This is a genomic window from Actinomadura sp. 1N219, from assembly GCF_044326405.1.
In the GTDB taxonomy this organism is placed as follows: Bacteria; Actinomycetota; Actinomycetes; order Streptosporangiales; family Streptosporangiaceae; genus Spirillospora.
Genome location: NZ_JBIRAY010000002.1, coordinates 199731 through 217290, shown reverse-complemented (window position 1 = coordinate 217290; position 17560 = coordinate 199731). Strand labels below are relative to the sequence as shown.

General features: G+C 72.5%; 17 protein-coding genes. 9 read left to right on the top strand and 8 right to left on the bottom strand.

What is annotated here, in order from left to right; genetic code table 11:
- Positions 1–19: 19 nt before the first annotated feature.
- The 4 genes from ACH35V_RS09785 to map all read right to left on the bottom strand — a co-directional run bounded on the left by ACH35V_RS09785 (position 20) and on the right by map (position 3577).
- Entirely contained in the window at positions 20–736 is a 717-nt protein-coding gene (locus ACH35V_RS09785) for a metal-dependent hydrolase (protein WP_395971435.1), read from the bottom strand.
- Positions 737–899: 163 nt separating this feature from the next.
- A complete protein-coding gene (locus ACH35V_RS09780; protein WP_395971433.1) occupies positions 900–1940 on the bottom strand; it encodes a DNA polymerase ligase N-terminal domain-containing protein in 1041 nt (346 codons plus the stop codon).
- A 36-nt stretch (positions 1941–1976) separates the two neighbouring features.
- A complete protein-coding gene (locus ACH35V_RS09775) occupies positions 1977–2666 on the bottom strand; it encodes a ComEA family DNA-binding protein (RefSeq protein ID WP_395971432.1) in 690 nt (229 codons plus the stop codon).
- Between the two features lie 59 nt (positions 2667–2725).
- Positions 2726–3577: a type I methionyl aminopeptidase gene (map, locus tag ACH35V_RS09770; protein WP_395971430.1), complete on the bottom strand. Its 852-nt coding sequence runs from the start codon at positions 3575–3577 to the stop codon at positions 2726–2728.
- 69 nt (positions 3578–3646) lie between these two features.
- On the opposite strand from map, the gene ACH35V_RS09765 reads away from it, so the two are divergent.
- From ACH35V_RS09765 to ACH35V_RS09750, 4 genes are all read left to right on the top strand, one after another.
- On the top strand, positions 3647–3826 hold the full coding sequence (locus ACH35V_RS09765) for a hypothetical protein (protein WP_395971428.1): 180 nt from the start codon (positions 3647–3649) through the stop codon (positions 3824–3826).
- Between the two features lie 263 nt (positions 3827–4089).
- Positions 4090–4440 carry a hypothetical protein gene (locus tag ACH35V_RS09760; protein ID WP_395971426.1) on the top strand — a complete coding sequence of 117 codons (351 nt, stop codon included), beginning with the start codon at positions 4090–4092 and terminating at the stop codon, positions 4438–4440.
- Positions 4441–4535: 95 nt separating this feature from the next.
- Positions 4536–5267 (top strand): ABC transporter ATP-binding protein, encoded by a 732-nt coding sequence (locus ACH35V_RS09755; protein WP_395971424.1) that lies wholly within the window; start codon positions 4536–4538, stop codon positions 5265–5267.
- Entirely contained in the window at positions 5264–7426 is a 2163-nt protein-coding gene (locus ACH35V_RS09750) for a hypothetical protein (protein ID WP_395971422.1), read from the top strand. Before ACH35V_RS09755 ends, ACH35V_RS09750 begins: the two co-directional genes overlap by 4 nt.
- 20 nt (positions 7427–7446) lie before the next feature.
- On the opposite strand, the gene ACH35V_RS09745 is transcribed toward ACH35V_RS09750, so the two are convergent.
- Positions 7447–8043 (bottom strand): hypothetical protein, encoded by a 597-nt coding sequence (locus ACH35V_RS09745; RefSeq protein ID WP_395971420.1) that lies wholly within the window; start codon positions 8041–8043, stop codon positions 7447–7449.
- Between the two features lie 93 nt (positions 8044–8136).
- Between ACH35V_RS09745 and npdG the strand changes: the two genes are divergently transcribed.
- The 4 genes from npdG (at position 8137) to ACH35V_RS09725 (ending at position 11121) form a co-directional block, all read left to right on the top strand.
- Positions 8137–8844 carry an NADPH-dependent F420 reductase gene (npdG, locus tag ACH35V_RS09740; RefSeq protein ID WP_395971418.1) on the top strand — a complete coding sequence of 236 codons (708 nt, stop codon included), beginning with the start codon at positions 8137–8139 and terminating at the stop codon, positions 8842–8844.
- Positions 8845–8854: 10 nt separating this feature from the next.
- On the top strand, positions 8855–9928 hold the full coding sequence (locus ACH35V_RS09735) for a potassium channel family protein (protein ID WP_395971416.1): 1074 nt from the start codon (positions 8855–8857) through the stop codon (positions 9926–9928).
- Positions 9929–10005: 77 nt separating this feature from the next.
- Positions 10006–10353 carry a hypothetical protein gene (locus ACH35V_RS09730; RefSeq protein ID WP_395971414.1) on the top strand — a complete coding sequence of 116 codons (348 nt, stop codon included), beginning with the start codon at positions 10006–10008 and terminating at the stop codon, positions 10351–10353.
- Positions 10354–10374: 21 nt separating this feature from the next.
- Positions 10375–11121, top strand: a complete 747-nt coding sequence (locus ACH35V_RS09725; RefSeq protein ID WP_395971412.1) for a hypothetical protein — start codon at positions 10375–10377, stop codon at positions 11119–11121.
- Positions 11122–11151: 30 nt separating this feature from the next.
- On the opposite strand, the gene panB is transcribed toward ACH35V_RS09725, so the two are convergent.
- The gene (gene panB, locus ACH35V_RS09720) at positions 11152–12003 is read right to left on the bottom strand and encodes a 3-methyl-2-oxobutanoate hydroxymethyltransferase (protein ID WP_395971410.1); all 852 of its coding nucleotides are present in this window, start codon (positions 12001–12003) and stop codon (positions 11152–11154) included.
- Positions 12004–12321: 318 nt separating this feature from the next.
- Between panB and ACH35V_RS09715 the strand changes: the two genes are divergently transcribed.
- Positions 12322–14451: a SpoIIE family protein phosphatase gene (locus ACH35V_RS09715; RefSeq protein ID WP_395971408.1), complete on the top strand. Its 2130-nt coding sequence runs from the start codon at positions 12322–12324 to the stop codon at positions 14449–14451.
- A gap of 10 nt (positions 14452–14461) precedes the next feature.
- On the opposite strand, the gene ACH35V_RS09710 is transcribed toward ACH35V_RS09715, so the two are convergent.
- Positions 14462–16249, bottom strand: coding sequence for an NAD+ synthase (locus ACH35V_RS09710; RefSeq protein ID WP_395971406.1), 1788 nt, complete (start codon positions 16247–16249; stop codon positions 14462–14464).
- Between the two features lie 32 nt (positions 16250–16281).
- On the bottom strand, positions 16282–17544 hold the full coding sequence (locus ACH35V_RS09705; protein ID WP_395971404.1) for an MDR family MFS transporter: 1263 nt from the start codon (positions 17542–17544) through the stop codon (positions 16282–16284).
- Positions 17545–17560 lie beyond the last annotated feature (16 nt).

The following is a 17560-nucleotide window of genomic DNA, read 5'->3' as shown; positions in this document are numbered from 1 at the left end:
CGCGCCCGCGGAGGGCCGCTCAGCCTCGGGTGAGCCACTGGGTCGTGGTGTCGCCGAGGACGGATCGGACGGCGAGGACGGCGATGCCGAGGCTCAGGACGGGCATGACGACCCAGCGCTCCACCTTCCCGTCCGTCACCGGGATGACGGGCACGTCGATCCGGTACGGCAGCGGCCAGAACACCGGGCAGCCGCGCGGCGTCAGGCAGTCGCCGACGACGTGCGCGAAGCAGCCGAGCCCCACCGCGAACCCGACGAAGCTCATGTCGATGTTGTGCATCAGCCAGACCGCGGCGAGCGCGAGCGCGCAGTCGGCGAGCGCCGACTGGGGCTCCTTGCCCTCGAAGTCCAGCCCGACGCCCCGCAGCCCCAGGCCGACGATCATGAACAGGCAGGCCCACCAGGCGTAGACGTAGTGGGTCGCGAGGGCGTCCATCGCCAGGCCCATCCCGACCGCGAACAGCAGCGAGTGGGTGGCGTTCCGGTGCCCGCCTGAGAGCTTCCCGATCCACTTGCACATGTGCTCGGTGATGGGCCCGAACGTGTTGGCGATGCGCCCGTTGTGATGGTCTATGTCGGGCAGGATCGCCGCGCCCGCGCACACCACGGCGCCCGCCGCGACCTGCTCCGCCGACAGCGACACCGCGTAGTCGCCGAGGAGCCGCTCCTGAGCGATCACCGGCACGGCGCCGAGCCACGCCAGCGCGCCGCTCAGGGCGTGCGTCTTGCCCATCATGTGCCCGTTCCCCCGCCTCTCAGCACGTCCCGCCGCCCGGTTCAGAGCGGGACTCTAGCCCGCTACTGATCGTTTTCAGCGGCGACGCGCCGAAGCTGGCGCTACGCCCGTTTGATGCGGGACGCGCCGTGCGGGTTCCGCCGTGCGGGCCGTGTCGGGCGGGCTATGCCGGGACGGGGATGAAGCGCCAGGCGCCGGAGTCCTCCCCGGCCTCGTAGGACGAGTCGAGGCGCTTGGCGACGACGCCCGGCAGGCCCTGATCGGCGGCGGCGTCGCGGACGGCGTCGCCGTCGCCGGGGAACCAGGGGGCCGTCTGCCACCGGGGGCCGGAGAGGTCCAGCTCGTCCAGCCGCTCCCGGCGCTCCCGGTACGGGACGTCCAGCAGCGGGCGCCCGTCGAGATGCAGCAGGTCGTAGATCATGTAGATCTCGCGGCCCTCCAGGACGGCCAGTTCCCCGTCCAGCAGCGCGGGCCGGGCGCCCAGCGAGGCGCCGAGCCGGGCGCCCAGCCCGCCCGGTCCGTCGACGGCGCGGCCCCGGTCGTCGGTGAACCGCGTCCGCCCGCCCTCGACGTACGCGGGCATCCGCTTGCCGCCCCACGCGAACTCGAAGCCCCACGCCTTCTGGTCACGCGGGAGCCTGGCCTTCTCGACCGGGCGCATCGGCCGCAGCGACTCGGGCAGCGGCTCGGCGTCGGGGTCGGCGGGCGGGTCCATCCGGTGGATCATCCAGTTCTTGCCGCGGGTCCGGAACAGCACGTACCGGCCGGAGACCCGCGACCCGTGGATCACGATCTTCACCTCGCGCTCGGACCACTTCTCCGTCTCGTACGTCCCGCGATCCCAGATGAACATCTGCCCGGCGCCGTACTCGCCGCGCGGGATCTCGCCCTCGAACGTCGCGTACTCCAGCGGATGGTCCTCGGTGTGGACGGCGAGGTGGTTCGTGTCCGGGCTCCACGGCAGCCCCTTCGGGACGGCCCACGAGACGAGCACGCCGTCGCGTTCGAGGCGCAGGTCCCAGTGCAGGCTGCTCGCGTGGTGCTCCTGGACGACGAACGTGTCGTCGTCGCCGTGCGGCAGTGCTTTCTTTTCGAGGGCCTTCTCGTCCGGGACGGGCTCGGGCGTCCGTCCGGGGTCGCGCTTGCCCCGGTACTCGGCGAGCCGGTCGGCCTCGCCGTCCTTCTTCTGCTTCTTCGGGGTCACGCCCGATTCGTACCCGCGATCAGCGGACGAGCACGGTCAGCGGATGAACACGGCGTAGTCGGCGAGGTCGCCGGTGAGGGACGGCGGCAGCCCCGCCACCGCGGACAGCTCCTCGGCGGACACGAACCCGCCCGTCTCGGCCCGCACCCGCTCGATCTTCCCCGCCAGCTCGGGCGTGATGCCGGGCAGCAGCGTGAGCGCCTCCGGCGGCGCGTGGTTGACGTCGACGAGTCCGCCGTCGTTGTACTGGCGCGGCAGGTCGGGACGTCCGATCCGCAGCTCCTTGGCCAGGCCGGGGTCGGACGCGGCCAGCTCCCGCGCCTTGTCGCGCAGCAGCCGCCGCCGCTTGACGCGCTCGACGACCGCCTCGTTGTCGACCGCCGACAGCCCGTGCGGGTCGAACACGCGGCGGCGGATGATGAACGCGTGCGCGCAGCCGATCACCGCGAGGACGAACAGCAGCACCCCGACCGTGCGTTCGGCGCCGTCGTCCTTGCCGATGTCGGGAAGCATGAACAGCATCAGCGTGAACACGCCGATGTAGGCGGCCGTGGACACGAGCAGATGCGCGCTGCGCCGCCACAGCGCCGCCGCCGCGAACGTGAACGGCGTGGCGTAGCCGAGGGTCAGGAAGGGCAGCGCCGCCCACGTCACGCTGAGCGCCGCGCGCCCCGGCGGCATGCTGTCGGACGGAACCCTCGGCTCGTACGGCGCTGGGGCGTTCATCTCTAGAGGGTCTCCCGGCCGGATGTGGGGGCGAATCGGACTCTAGATCAAGAGGTCTGTCACGGCAGGGTGAGGATTTCGTGGCCGTCCTCGGTCACCAGCAGCGTGTGCTCGAACTGGGCCGTCCGCCTGCGGTCCTTGGTGACGACGGTCCAGCCGTCCTTCCAGATGTCGTAGTCGTGGGTGCCGAGCGTCAGCATCGGCTCGATCGTGAACGTCATCCCCGGCTCGATGATCGTCGTGGCGCCCGGGTCGTCGTAGTGCGGGACGACCAGCCCCGAATGGAACGTGGTGCCGATCCCGTGGCCGGTGAAGTCGCGGACGACCCCGTACCCGAACCGCTTCGCGTACGACTCGATGACCCGTCCGACGACGTTCAGCGCCCGCCCCGGCCGCACCGCGCGGATGCCGCGCATGGCCGCCTCGTGCGTGCGCTCCACGAGCAGCCGCGACTCCTCGTCCACGTCGCCGCACAGGAACGTCGCGTCGGTGTCGCCGTGCACGCCGCCGATGAACGCGGTGATGTCGACGTTGATGATGTCGCCGTCGCGCAGGACCGTGTCGTCGGGGATGCCGTGGCAGATCACCTCGTTGATCGAGGTGCACAGCGACTTCGGGAAGCCCCGGTACCCGAGCGTGGACGGGTAGGCGCCGTGGTCGAGGAGGAACTCGTGCCCGATCACGTCCAGCTCGTCGGTCGTGACGCCGGGCCGGACGTGCTTGCCGACCTCCTCCAGCGCCTGCGCGGCGATCCTCCCCGCCACCCGCATCCGCTCGATGATCTCAGGCGTCTTGACGTCGGGCTCGCCGGTCTTCGGCCGCTTCTTCCCCACGTACTCCGGCCGCGGAATGCTGGACGGGACCTTGCGCATGGGGGAAACGTGTCCGGGCCGGAGAAGCTGGGTCGTCATAGTGGCGAGTGTAGTCAGCCGGGATCGGGCAACGAATCTCGTGCGACCGCATGATCGAGAGGAGCGCCGATGGCCGGCGACGACGGTGACTGGTGGTTCTGCCTGAAGCACATGAAGGTCGAGCACGGGCCGGGCTGCCCCGACAAGGACCGCATGGGCCCCTACGAGTCCGAGAGCGCCGCGGCGGCCGCCCTCACCCTCGCCCGCGAACGCAACGAGGCATGGCGCCGCGACAACGCCGACGACTAGACCGCCGCCGGATCACCCTTTACTCGATCGAACTCCGGTAGCGATAAAAGCCTCCAATTGCGCTGGGGCGGCTTAGGCGACCGCTCCCGCGCCGCGTTTGGAACGTTGTCAAATGGAGTTGATCACAAGAGCCTTATTCGCCAGATCTGTCAAGGCGGGCAAATCGAGGTTGACCGTCCTCCCGAGGATTGGCATAGTTCTCTCTCGAACGGCGCGGTGATCATCACCGAACCCCGTCGCCGTGAGGATACGAGGGACAACCGATGTCACGACGAATCAAGATCCTCACGGGTGGCGTAATCGCGGCGACCATGCTGCTGCCCACTGCTGACGCAACGGCGGTCTACGCGAGCATGACCGGCAAAGTGGACGCCTACGACCACCGCCAGGGCCGGAACGGCGACTGGGTCACGGTCCGGGACTGGGGCGGCAAGAACTGGGTGAAGGCCCAGTACAAGCGGGCCGGGTCGTCGAAGACCCGCACCCTCTGGAACAAGTCCGGCAAGGGGACCTCCGTGAGCGGCGGCAAGGGCAAGAACGTCCGCAACATCAGGGTCTGCGAGTCGCTCAACAACAAGCCCGACCCCTGCTCGGGCTGGGCCACGGGCGGATAGCCGGCTCAAGGTGACCGCACGCCGCTGGGCCGGGCCACCGGCCCGGCCCAGCGGCCGCGAACTGTTCGCTGGCCCGACGACGCGAGGGGGACGGAATGCCGACGGTTTCAGGCGGCCCGGTGCTGGAGATCGAGAACCTCCGGTACGCGGTCGGGGACCGCCAGATCCTGGGCACCAGCACCAGCACCAGCACCGGCACCGACGACGGGACCGGCGCCGGCGGGATCGACTTGAGCGTGTCGGCCGGCGAGTCGGTGGCGGTCACCGGGCCGAGCGGAAGCGGCAAGTCCACCTTGCTGATGTGCGTGCTGGGGCTGGTCAAGGCCGACACGGGCACGATCCGGGTCGCGGGGGACGACATCACGCGCATGACGTCGAGGAGGCTGGCCGATGTTCGCCGGACGCGGATGGGAGTGGTGTTCCAGTTCGGCGAGCTGCTGCCCGAGCTGTCCCCCGTGGAGAACGTGGCGCTGCCCGCCCTCCTGGCCGGAACGCACCGGCGGCAGGCGTACACCCGTGCGCAGGAGCTGCTGGGCGAGCTCGGGGTGCCGGCGGCGGAGACGCCGACCGGGCTGCTCTCGGGCGGCGAGCGGCAGCGGACCGCGGTCGCTCGCGCCCTGATCACCGAACCCGCGCTGCTGCTGGCGGACGAGCCGACCGGGGCACTGGACCACCACGCCCGCGAACGGGTGGCGGACCTGCTGTTCGAGGTGCCGCCCGTGCACGGGTGCGCGCTGGTGGTCGTCACGCATGACCTCGCCGTGGCGGGGCGGGCCACCCGCGGACTCCGGCTGGACGCCGGCGAACTCGCCGAGGCCGCGCTGTGACCGGCCGCCGGGCGCGGCGCGGCCCGGTCTGGCAGCTCCTGCGCATCGGCCGGGCCGCCGGCCGGGGGACGCCCGGCGACCGTGTCCGGTTCTGGGCGCTGCTGACCGCGTCGGCGCTGCTGGCGCTCGCCATGACCGGGGCGCTGGCCACGATGGCGATGTACGAGGGCCGGGATCATCGCGAGCAGGCCCGCGCGCCCCAGGTGACCGAGCGGGCCCGCGGCGCCGTGGCGTCCCTCCGGCAGCGCTACGACACGGTCGGCGACCGCCAGGTCACCGTGGTGGACCTCGTCCCGCTCGGGCCAGCCGCGCCGCCTCCTCCCGGGCTCGCTCGCTGGCCCGCGCCCGGGGAGGCGTTCCTGTCGCCCGAACTGGCACGCAGCGAGGCCACTGAGCACGTCAAGGCGCGCTACGGCAGGTTCGCCGGCAGGATCGCCGCCGACGGACTCGCCTCACCGGCGGAGCGTTTCGCCTACGTGCGGCCGCTGGTCGCCGACACCCGGGGATGGGATCGGATCCGGGGGTTCGGCGGTGGCTGGTTGGTCTACGGCGAGGGGGAGGACGTCCAGCCCCTGTCGGCGTTCCTGCTCACGCTGGCCGCGCTGACCGGCCTGCCGGCCGCGGCGCTGGCCGTCGTGGCGGCCAGGACCGGGTCGGCCGCGCGGGATCGGCGCACGGCGCTCCTCCAGGCGATCGGCGGCGGCTGGAGGCACCGCGCGCTGGTCAACATCGGCGAGGCGGCGATCCCGGCCGCGCTCGGCGCCGTCCTGGGCACGTTCCCCTACCTGGCGGTCATGGCCGGGAATCCGCGGCTTCCGGTCACCCGGTACATCATCAGCGGGACGGACCTGCGCGGATGGGCCTGGGCCCTGCCGATGATCACGGTCGCGGTCGTCGTCGCGGTGCTGGCCATCGTCGTCGCCTTGAACAGGGTCGGCCGCGATGGCCGCGGTACCCGCCCCAGGTCCTTCTCCGCCGTCGTGCCCCGATGGCGGCTGGTGCTGTTCGGGGTCGCGATCGCCGGCGTGGTGATCAGCCCCTATGTCCACGGAAGCACCAGCCTCTTCCTCTACGTGGGCGCGACTGCCGGCATGTGGGCCACGCTCCCGTCGGCCGCCGCGGTGGCGGTCAGGCGCTTCGGCGCCCGCCTGGGCGATCTCGCCCGGAGCCGCGGCCGGGTGGCGCCGCTGGTCGCCGGACGATGGACGGCCGCCCACCCGGGCGTCGTGGTGCGACTCGCCGTGGCCCTGATCATCGGGCTGGGCCTGATCACGCAGGCGCAGATCTGGACCTCCAGGCTCGGCGACCCGGCCGAGGAGGCCAGAGCCACGCAGCAGCGCATCGGGGACAGGCTGCAACTCGTCACCGCGCCCCGCGCGACCGGACCGCAGGTCGATGACTTCGTCGCCCGGCTGGGCGACGGCTTCCACGTGCTCGAACTCCGCCAGACGGCACAAGGCGCCTTGCTGCGCGCCCCCTGTCCGGTCCTGAGCCGGTTCGCGCTGGGCTGCCCCTCCGCACCCGGCGTCCCGTCCACCACCGTCACGGACCGGCGGGTGCTGGAGCTGATCAGATGGCACGCCTCCGACCGTCCGCCCATGGTCCAGGCCGTGCCGCGGATCACCCCGCCGAAGGACGGGGACGGCGCGCTCGCGGTGCTCGCCGACCGGCACCGGCAGAACTGGCGCGTCAAGCAGACTGCGAACGCAACCTTTTCCACCCCGGATATCCAGCGGCTCGGGGAGAACTGGCTCATCGGCGCCGCCAATCATGACGCCCTGGCCGGCTGGCTCGCATTTCTGAGTTCCTTGGGCATCGTCGTCCTCCTGGTGACCGCCGCCTTTAGCGCCGCCGCGGAATTCCTTCGCTTCGGCCCCGCACTCGGCCCGCTCGTGGTCCACACGGGCTCCGCGCGGGTCTTCCTCGGCGTCGCATTATGGAATCTCGCCATTCCGCTGATGATCTCCGCGGGAATCGCCGCCGTCGTCAGCATCTGGCACGGCCTCTTCTTCATCGCCGCGGAGCACGCGGGCACCCTGTCCTGGAGCGTCCAGGCGGCGGCTCTCACAGGGGCCGCGGCCATCGCGCTGCTCATCGGCGTGGCCGGTGGGATCAGCGCCGCCCGGCAGGCCAGGCGCTGGCGCCCGGCCGCCGACTGAGGGGCCGCGCGCCTGTCCCGCTACTCGACGACAGGGCCTGAGACCGCGTCCAGGAGCTTGGCGAGGCGGCGGCGGAGGCCGCGGGGGTTTCGGGCCGGTTCCTGGCCGGCGGCGGCGCTGACCAGATGCTGCGCGCCGTCGAACGAGATGATCGACTCGTCCGGCGGGACGGTCAGCGCCTCGTGGGCGAGGCCGCGCAGGTCCTTGTCGCCGCCGTCCAGCGCGAGGACGGTCGCCCCGACGCGGCGGGCGTCGTCCACCCGCTCCAGCAGCGGGACGGGCGCGTCCTCCTCGGCGACGACGAACAGCGTCTCGCCGCGCCGCGCCGCCTCCAGCCGCTCCAGCCCGATCCGCAGGTGCGCGGGCGCGTCCGCGGGCGGCTTCCAGCGCACCAGCGTCGGCGCGAGGCCGGGAACGGCCGCGAGGCGGCTCTCGTCGTCCAGGTGCGCGGCCAGATGCCACGGATCGTCGCCGGGGGTGCCGACGAGCAGGAGCCCGCCCGGCGTCCGGGACGTGACCCGCAGCGCGCGGCCGAACTCCTCGGTCCGCTCCAGCCAGCCCGTCGCCGACAGGACCTCGCGCAACATGACGATCTGCTCGGCGTCCACGGGAACCATGGTGCCCCACGCCACGCGCCTGGCAGGCGGTTTCCGCGATGCGGGGGAGCCCGGGGCGCGCCGCCCGGACGCCCGCCTGGCAGACTCGGCGGCATGACTGAGCAGCAGCGCAAGACTCCTTATGACCTCCCGGACGCGAGCGGCCTGTCGATCGGGATCCTCGGCGGAACCGGGGACCAGGGCAAGGGGCTCGCGCGGCGGTTCGCGCTCGCCGGGCACCGGGTGACGATCGGGTCGCGGAAGGCGGAGCGCGCCCAGGCCGCCGCCGACGACCTCGCCGGCGGGCGGGACGCGGGCCTGCCGGTGTCCGGGGCGGAGAACCCGGTGGCCGCCGGAGGGGCCGACGTCGTGATCGTCGCGGTGCCCTGGGAGGGGCACAAGGCCACGCTGGAGTCGCTGCGCGCCGAGCTCGCCGGGAAGATCGTCGTCGACTGCGTGAACCCGCTCGGCTTCGAGAAGGGCAAGGGCGCGTTCGCGCTGGCGGTCGAGGAGGGCAGCGCCGCCGAGCAGGCCGCGGCCGTCCTGCCGGACAGCAGGGTCGTCGCCGCGTTCCACCACGTCTCCGCCAAGCTGCTGCTCGACCCCGGCGTGGACGAGATGGAACTGGACGTCCTCGTCCTCGGCGACGACCGGGAGGCGACCGACCTCGTCCAGGCCCTCGCCGGGCGCATCCCCGGCATGCGCGGCGTCTACGGCGGCAGGCTGCACAACGCCCACCAGATCGAGGCGCTCACCGCGAACCTCATCTCGATCAACCGCCGCTACAAGGCCCACGCCGGCCTGCGGATCACCGACGTCTGATCGCCGCCCGATGAAGAGCGACCCGCGGGCGGTGGCGGCGGTGCGGCCGCCGCGCCTGCTGCTGCCCTCGGTCAGCCGCAGCCCGCTGCGCGCGGTCACGCAACGGGTCGTCTTCGCGATCGCGCTGCTCCTCGCCGTGGTGGCGGTCGTCTACGCCGACCGCGACGGCTACCGCGACAGCGCGGGCGGGCCGCTCTCCCTGCTGGACGCGTTCTACTACGCCACCGTCACCATCACCACCACCGGGTACGGGGACATCACGCCGGTCAGCGCCACCGCCCGGCTGGTCAACATCGTCTTCGTCACGCCCGTCCGGGTGCTGTTCATCATCGTCCTCGTGGGCACGACCCTCGAGGTGCTCGCCCAGCGCACCCGCGAGGAGTGGCGCCAGGCCCGCTGGAGGAATCGCGTGCGCGACCACATCGTGGTGGCCGGCTACGGCACCAAGGGCCGCAGCGCCATCGAGACGCTGCTCCGCACCGGCGTCGACCGCGAGTCGATCGTCGTGGTGGACCCCGACCCGAAGGCCGTCGAGGAGGCGGCCGCCGCCGGGATCGCCGGGATCGTCGGCGACGCGTCCCGCAACGTGGTGCAGCGGCGGGCGGCGGTGCCGCTGGCCAAGGAGATCGTGGTGGCGGCCGACCGGGACGACGCCGCGGTGCTGATCACGCTGACCGCGCGGGAGCTGAACCCGTCCGCCCGGATCCAGGCGGCGGTCCGCGAGTCGGAGAACGCGTCGCTGCTGCGGCAGAGCGGCGCCGACCGGGTCGTGACGTCGTCGGAGGCGGCGGGGCGGCTGCTCGGGGTGTCCACCAGCCGCCCGCACGTCGGCGACGTCCTCGCGGACCTGATCGAGCACGGCAGCGGCCTCGACCTGGCCGAGCGGGACGCGCGCCCGGACGAGGCGGGCCGCCCGATCGGCCACGTCGACGAGCCGGTGCTGGCGGTGGTCCGCGACGGCCGCGCGCTCACGTTCGACGACCCGGACTGCTCGCCGATCAGGCCGGGCGACCGGCTGATCGTGGCCCGGTCCCTGCCCCGCCTGCGGCCGGGCGGCGATGGCCGCGAAGGGTCGGATTCCTGACATTTCAGGGAGCGGTGCGCGGCCCTGGCGCGTCCGATTACTGGCATATGATCGGGCTGGCGACAGGCGGGGTGGAGATGAGAGAGATCCGGTCGGCGGACCCGTGGAGCGCGTTCCTGGCCCCGTCCGGGCGGAGCGCGGCGGCGGCCCGGCCCGTCACGGGCGAGTACGGCCGCCCGCACGGCGATCAGCCCGGCGCGCCCGGCACGTCCGGTGAGCGTCCGGACGCGGAGGACGTGCGCAGGCGCGTGCTGGCCCAGCTGAGGGCGGCGCAGGGCCCGATGTCGCTGGAGCAGATCCACCACGCGACGAGGCTCGGGCTGCTGGAGGTCGCGAAGGCCGTCGACGCGCTGCGCGCCCGCGGCCTGGTCTCCGTGGAACGCGAGATCGACGAGATCGTCAGACTGACCGAGTCCGACGGCTGACCGAGGAGTGACCGGCCCCCGATGATCGGATACGTCGTCGCCGTTTCGCTGAGCTGCCTCGTCGGCGTCGCCGAGCTCGTCAGCCGGTACCGGGACCGGCCGACCACGCTGGTCCGGGTGCCGAGCACCTGGGCGTACGTGCTGATCAACGGTGCCGCGGGCGCGGGCTCGCTGCTGGCCCTGCACACGTTCAACTGGCGGTTCGGCGTGCATGCCCCGGACGTCGTCGCCGCCACGCAAGTGCTGGTCGCGAGTTTCGGCTCGATGATGGTGTTCCGCAGCGCGATCTTCACCGTCCGGGTCGGGGACGAGGACGTCGCGGTCGGGCCGAGCACGCTGCTGACCGCGCTGCTCGCCGCCGCCGACCGCGGCGTCGACCGGATGCAGGCCAAGACCCGCGCGCACGAGGCGGGCGAGATCATGCGGGGCGTGTCGTTCGCCAAGTCGAGGCTCGCGCTGCCGACCTACTGCCTCGGGCTGCTGCAGAACGTCTCCGCCGAGGACCAGGCCGACCTGCGGACGGCCGTGGACGCCCTCGCCGGCAGCGAGATGACCGACGGCCAGATGGCGCTCAACCTCGGACTGCTGCTCATGAACGTCGCCGGCCCCGACGTGCTGCGGTCGGCCGTCGAGACGCTCCGCGCCGAGATCATGTCGGACGACCCGGACGCGCACCGCGTCCCGCCGCCGAGGGACGGCCAGACCCGCGAGGGCGGGAACGGCGATGCCGCTCTCGCGGATCTGGCCCGCGCCAACCCCGACCGCTGAGGGCCGGGGCGGCGGACGGTCAGCGGCCGGTCAGCGGTAGGTGTGCTCCGGCGCCGGGTAGACGCCGCTCACGACCTCGTCGGCGTAGGTGCGGGCGGCCTCGCCGAGCAGCGCGTTCATGTCCGCGAACTTCTTGACGAACTTCGCCGTGTGCGGGGTGAGCCCGGCCATGTCCTGCCAGACGAGGACCTGCGCGTCCGTCTGGTTGCCGCCGCCGATCCCGATCGTCGGCACGGACAGCGACGAGGTGACCCGCGCCGCGAGGTCTTCGGGCACGCATTCGAGGACGACGGAGAACACGCCCGCGGCCTCAAGGGCCTTCGCGTCCGCCATGAGCTCGTCGCCGTCCTGCCCGCGGCCCTGCACCCGGTAGCCGCCGAACACGTTCACCGACTGGGGGGTGAGGCCGAGATGGCCCATCACCGGGATGCCCGCGGCGACCATCGCCTCGACCTGCGGGAGGATCCGGCGGCCGCCCTCCAGCTTCACCGCGTGCGCGCCGGTCTCCTTGAGGAACCGCGTCGCGGCGGCGAGCGCCTCCGGCACGCCCGTCTGGTACGAGCCGAACGGCAGGTCGGCGACGACCATGGCGCGCTTGGAGCCGCGGACGACGGCCGCGGTGAGGGGGATCAGGTCGTCCACGGTGACGGGGATCGTCGAGTCGTAGCCGTACACGACCATCGCGGCGGAGTCGCCGACGAGCAGCACGGGGATGCCGGCCTCGTCGAAGATCCGCGCGGTCATCGCGTCGTAGGCGGTGAGCATCGGCCACTTCTCGTGCCGCTCCTTGGCGGCGGCGATGTCGCGTACGGTCACCCTTCGCCCGCTCGTACCGCCGTAGAGTGCGGTCGGCTGTGCTGGGGGTGCGACAGAAGAAGACATGCGAGAAACCTCCGGTCTTGAGGCGCCACGGTGGCGTACCCAGACGGAACCGATCGTGCCACTTCGAAAACGATTCGGGTAGCCCCCGCCATTCCCGGAGACCCCCGCCGGAAGGCCCTGCGGCACCGCGCGTGACGGCCTGGCGGAGGGTGTGTGATGCGTCCAACAGACACCGGGGCGCCCGGAATGTGGCCGAGGGGGGCATATACCGAAGGGATTTCCACGTGGTAAGCGTGATCTTCTCCCCTTGAAACGGTGTCATGCCCCATACTGTCGCTGGATAGTGCTGATACGACCGGCTGTCTGGGAGCGCGTCAGGTGAGATCCGTCATGGCGCCGCGAGGCGATGCGCCCGCTGCCGATTCCGCGTCCCGGACGCTGGTCCTGGGCATCGACGGTTCCCGGCGGATCGTGCAATGCGGCCCGAACGCAAGGGCCGTCCTCGGCCGTGCCCCCGAGGAGCTGATCGGCCATCCCGCCACCGAGTTGGTGGGGGACGACGGCAAGGCCGAACTCGAGGCGCTGCTTGAGGCCAACGACGCCGGGCAGGAGCGCAACGGCGTGATCACCGTGCTGCGCGGCGACGGCACGTCCACCGAGGCCGTCATGACCGCGCAGCCCCTGGTCGGCGGCGATCCCGACGTCGCGCCCGCGACGCTGCTGTTCGTCCGGGTCGCGCTGCCGCCGAGCGAGCGCTACCAGGACCCGGCGCTGATGCGGCGGGCGCTGATGGACGACCAGCTCACCCGGTTCGGCGCGTCCCTCGACCTCGACCAGTCCGCCCGCGGGCTCGTCGACGTCGTCGTCCCGCACTACTGCAACGCCGCGTCGGTGCTGGTGCTGGAGAGCCTGGTCGCCGCCGACGAGGTGCACGCCGAGTCCGGGTCGGCCGTGCTGCGCCGCATCGCCGTCACCTCCGACGACGGGAACGCGGCCTGGACGTCGACGTTCCCCGTCGGCGAGGTGCTGGTGTTCCCCGAGGGGACCCCGTACCGGCAGGTCATGGACACGGCCCGGCCCGTCCACCTGCCGCACATCGACCTGGACGCCGCGTCCGAGATCGGCCGGCTGTGGAAGCGCGGCCCGGCGGGGGAGCTGCTGTCAGGCGTCTCGATGGTGCTGCTGCCGATGATCGCCCGGGACACGCTGCTCGGGTTCATCGCCTGCACCCGCGTCCCCGGCTTCCGCAACTTCGACGCCTACGACGTCGAGATCGGCATGGAGTTCGCGACCCGCGCCGCGATCGTGATCGACAACGCGCGGCTGTTCAGCCGCGAGCGCGCCACCGCCCTCGCGCTGCAGCGCAGCCTGCTGCCGAACCGGCTGTCCGCGCCGTCGTCGGTCGAGGTCAGGCACCGCTACCTGCCCGGCAGCAAGCTCGTCGAGGTCGGCGGCGACTGGTACGAGTCGATCGCGCTGCCCGGCGCCCGCGTCGCGCTGATCGTCGGCGATGTCGCCGGCCACGGCGTCCGCGCCGCCGTCACCATGGGACGCCTCCGCACCGCGCTGCACACGCTCGCGAACCTGGAGCTCCCGCCCGCCGACGCCCTGCACGTCATGCACGAGCTGATGATCGAACTCGGCGAGCAGGAGCCGCACTTCGCCACCTGCGTGTACGCGGTGTACGACGCGACCACCGGCACGATCGAGATCGCGTCCGCCGGGCACCTGCCGCCGCTGCTCGCCGGCCCGAACGGCGACAACGAGTACCTGCAGGTCCCGCCCGCGCCGCCGCTCGGCGTCGCGGGCGGCTCCGCGATCGAGAGCCGCGAGTTCACCGTCGAGGACGGCAGCCTCTTCGTCATCTACACCGACGGCCTGGTCGAGAACCGGGGCCGCGACATCGACGACGGCCTCGCCCGCCTCCAGACCGTGTTCGGGCCCGACTCCGTCGGCCACTCGATGGAAGACCTCGCGAAGGCCACCCTCGCCGGCGTGTACGCCGACCAGCACCGCGACGACATCGCCGTCCTCATCGCCCGGCTGCGCCGCCTCCCCGAGGACAACTACGCCTCCTGGACGCTGCCCGCCGACCCGGCCGCCGTCCGCCGCGCCCGCGGCCTCGTCAGCAGCCGCCTGGAGGACTGGGGCCTGGAGGAGCTCGGCTACACCACCGAACTCCTGGCATCGGAACTGATCACCAACGCGCTCCGCTACGCGCCCGGCCCGATCGAGCTGCGCCTCCTCCTGGAACGCACCCTCGTCTGCGAGGTCCTGGACCGGTCCGCCGCGCTGCCCCGCCTCCGCCGCGCCGAGGACGACGACGAGAACGGCCGCGGCCTCCTCGTCGTCAGCCAGCTCGCCCACCGCTGGGGCACCCGCCGCACCGCCGCGGGCAAGGTCGTCTGGTGCGAGCAGATCGTCCCCGGCGTCGACCCGGACGCGTCCGAACAGGTCCCCGGCTGGCCCGGCGAATCCTGGCCCGGCGAGAACCACCACCGCGAGTAATTGGGGGCGGTTAGCGTTCGCGCCAGCGGTTGGTGATGGGGAGGCGGCGGTCGCGGCCGAAGTTCTTTGGGGTGATCTTGGGGCCGGGCGGGTATTGGCGGCGCTTGTATTCGGCCAGGTCGACCAGGCGGATGACGCGGTCGACCAGGGCGGCGTCGTGGCCGGCGGCGATCAGGGCGTCGCGGCCCATGTCGCGTTCGACGTAGTCGGTGAGGACGGGGTCGAGGACGGTGTACTCGGGCAGGCTGTCGACGTCGCGCTGGCCGGGGCGGAGTTCGGCCGACGGCTCCTTGACGAGGATCGCCTCGGGAATGGGTTCCTCCGCGAAGGCGTGCAGGAACGGCGTGCTCTTGCCGGCCTGCGTGTTGCGCCAGCGGGCCAGTTCCCAGACGGTGAGCTTGAAGACGTCCTTGATGGGGCCGAAACCGCCCGCCGAGTCGCCGTAGAGGGTGGAGTACCCGGTGGCCAGCTCGCTCTTGTTGCCGCCGGTCAGGACGAGGTGGCCGTGCTCGTTCGACAGGCCCATCCAGACGTTCGCGCGGATGCGGGCCTGGAGGTTCTCGGCGGCGAGACCGTGCAGGTCGAGCTGCGTCTCGAACGCCTCCACCATGGGGGCGATGGGGACCGTGCGGGAGTTGACGCCCTGCCGTTTGACCAGTTCCTCCGCGTCCACCACTGAGCCTTCGGAGGAATAGCGGCTCGGGAGGAGGATGGCGTGGACGTTCTCCGGGCCGATCGCGTCGGACGCGATCGTCGCGACGAGCGCAGAGTCGATGCCGCCCGACAGGCCGAGGACCACTGAGCGGAACCCGTTCTTGCGGACGTAGTCGCGGGTCCCGAGGACGAGCGCCGCGTACACCTCGGCGAGGTCGTCCAGCGGCTCGGCGACGGTCTGCGGCTCGACCGGGTACGCGGGCAGCGGGTCGGCGGCCAGGACGTGCCGGTCGATGGTGATCGTGGTGCCGTCCAGCGCGTCGACGGGGGTGCCGTGGGCCGGTTCAGGGGAGGGGGCCGCCGCGGGCACCGCGAGGTCGGCGACGAGGAGGTGCTCGGCGAACTGCGGCGCGCGGGCGAGCGGCGCCCCGTCCGCGCCGACGATGACGGAGTCGCCGTCGAAGACCAGCTCGTCCTGGCCGCCGACCAGGTTGACGTAGGCGAGGGCGCAGCCGGCCTCGCGGGCGCGGCGGGCGCACAGGTCGAGGCGGGTGTCGTCCTTGTCGCGCTCGTACGGGGAGGCGTTGATGGACAGGAGCAGCCCGGCGCCCGCGGCGCCCGCGACGCTGACGGGGCCGCCGTCCTGCCAGAGGTCCTCGCAGATGGCGGTGGCGACGTCGACGCCGTGGACGCGGACGACCGGCAGCCGGTCGCCGCGCACGAAGATCCGGTACTCGTCGAACACGCCGTAGTTCGGGAGGTGGTGCTTGGCCGAGCGGACGAGCACCTCGCCGCCGTGCAGCCAGGCGGCGGCGTCCAGCGGCGCGCCGGCGGGCTGCCCGGGACGGACGAGCCCGACCGTCCGCCGGTCGAGGTAGCCGACGATGACGGGCAGGTCGCCGAGGCCCTCGTCGGCGAGCCGCCGGGCGAGGCGTTCGAGGGCCGTCTGGGACGCCCCGACGAAGGACGCGCGGAGCGCGAGGTCCTCCACCGGGTAGCCGGTCAGCATCATCTCGGGGAAGGCGACCAGGTGCGCGCCCGCGTCGGCGGCGCGCCTGGCCCATTCCACGACTGTGCCGGCGTTGCCGTCGAGGTCGCCGACGGTCGAGTTCACCTGCGCGAGCGCGATCCTGAGCTGTGCCACCCACCAAGGATAAGTCGCCCGGATCAGTTTCGTCACTCTGACGAAAAGGTGGCCTTCAGCACACCGTCGTGGCGGCGGCGGATCGCGGGGGCGAGCGCGAGCAGCGCGGCGGCGGCGGCGAACGCGAGGCCCATGCAGGTCAGCCACAGTGCCGGGCCCCCGCCGAGGGCGAGCAACTGCGTCCCGCCGAGTGGCGCCAGGAGGAAGCCCCCGGACCACGCCATCCCGTACAGGCCGTTGTAGCGCCCGCGCAGGTGGGCGGGGGCGAGGTCGGCGACGACGGCCTGCAGGACGGTCGCCGCGGTGATCTCCCCGAGCGTCCAGACCAGGATCGTCGCGGTGTAGGCGAGGAGCGACGACGCGGGCGCGGTGAGCCCGAACCCGATCCCGACCAGGACGAGGCCCGCCGCCATCACCAGGCTGTGGTCCCGCCGCGCGAGCCACGCGTTGACCAGCGGCTGGACGATGATGATCAGCACCCCGTTGGCGGCGATCGCGATCCCGTAGTCGCGCGGGCCGAGGCCGTCCTCCTTCATCGCCAGCGGCATCGTCGTCATGGCCTGCATGAGGACGAAGATGTACATGAGGCTGATCAGCGCGTAACCGACCATCACCCGGTCGCGCAGCACCTCGCCGAACCCCTTGAACACGCCGGTGCCGCCCTGGCCGCGGGCGCGGGTCTCCGGGATCGCCCGCCACACCAGCAGCCCGAATCCGGCGCAGGTGAGCGCGTCGATCCAGAACAGCCACAGGAAGCCCTGCTGGGCGAGCACTCCGCCGACCACCATCGCGACCGCCCAGCCCAGGTTGATCGCCCAGAACAGCAGCCCGAACGCGCGCGGCCGGTCCTGCGGGGAGATGATGTCGGCGATCATCGCCTGCGCCGCGGGCCGGTGCATGTCCAGCAGCATGCCGACCAGCAGCGCCGCCGCGACGATCGCGACGATCCCGTGGGCGTAGCCGAGCGCCAGCAGGCTGACGCCGCTGCCGACGGTCGCGAGGGTCAGCGTGGCGCGGCGTCCGATCCGGTCGGCGAGGGCGCCGCCCGCGAGCGTCCCGCCGAGCGAGCCCGCACCGAGGGTCGCCATCACCAGGCCGGCCTCCCCGAGCGACAGGCCGCGAACGGTCGTCAGGTAGAGGCCGAGGAAGGGCTGGACCATGGTCCCGAGCCGGTTGAGGAGCGTTCCAGTCCAGAGCGCCCAGAACGCGCGGGGGAGGCCGCCGACCCGGGGGCGGAAGAAGGCCGCGAACCTGCCCGACGAGGGGTCGACAGGAGTGTCTTCCAGAGTCGTCACTTTCACGATGGTGACG

Bases quoted from the DNA above. Each gene is read 5' to 3' on its own strand.
- ACH35V_RS09785 (WP_395971435.1), bottom strand. From the start codon at position 736: ATGATGGGCAAGACGCACGCCCTGAGCGGCGCGCTGGCGTGGCTCGGC.
- ACH35V_RS09775 (WP_395971432.1), bottom strand. From the start codon at position 2,666: ATGAACGCCCCAGCGCCGTACGAGCCGAGGGTTCCGTCCGACAGCATG.
- map (WP_395971430.1), bottom strand. From the start codon at position 3,577: ATGACGACCCAGCTTCTCCGGCCCGGACACGTTTCCCCCATGCGCAAG.
- ACH35V_RS09765 (WP_395971428.1), top strand. From the start codon at position 3,647: ATGGCCGGCGACGACGGTGACTGGTGGTTCTGCCTGAAGCACATGAAG.
- ACH35V_RS09760 (WP_395971426.1), top strand. From the start codon at position 4,090: ATGTCACGACGAATCAAGATCCTCACGGGTGGCGTAATCGCGGCGACC.
- ACH35V_RS09755 (WP_395971424.1), top strand. From the start codon at position 4,536: ATGCCGACGGTTTCAGGCGGCCCGGTGCTGGAGATCGAGAACCTCCGG.
- ACH35V_RS09745 (WP_395971420.1), bottom strand. From the start codon at position 8,043: ATGGTTCCCGTGGACGCCGAGCAGATCGTCATGTTGCGCGAGGTCCTG.
- npdG (WP_395971418.1), top strand. From the start codon at position 8,137: ATGACTGAGCAGCAGCGCAAGACTCCTTATGACCTCCCGGACGCGAGC.
- ACH35V_RS09735 (WP_395971416.1), top strand. From the start codon at position 8,855: ATGAAGAGCGACCCGCGGGCGGTGGCGGCGGTGCGGCCGCCGCGCCTG.
- ACH35V_RS09730 (WP_395971414.1), top strand. From the start codon at position 10,006: ATGAGAGAGATCCGGTCGGCGGACCCGTGGAGCGCGTTCCTGGCCCCG.
- ACH35V_RS09725 (WP_395971412.1), top strand. From the start codon at position 10,375: ATGATCGGATACGTCGTCGCCGTTTCGCTGAGCTGCCTCGTCGGCGTC.
- panB (WP_395971410.1), bottom strand. From the start codon at position 12,003: ATGTCTTCTTCTGTCGCACCCCCAGCACAGCCGACCGCACTCTACGGC.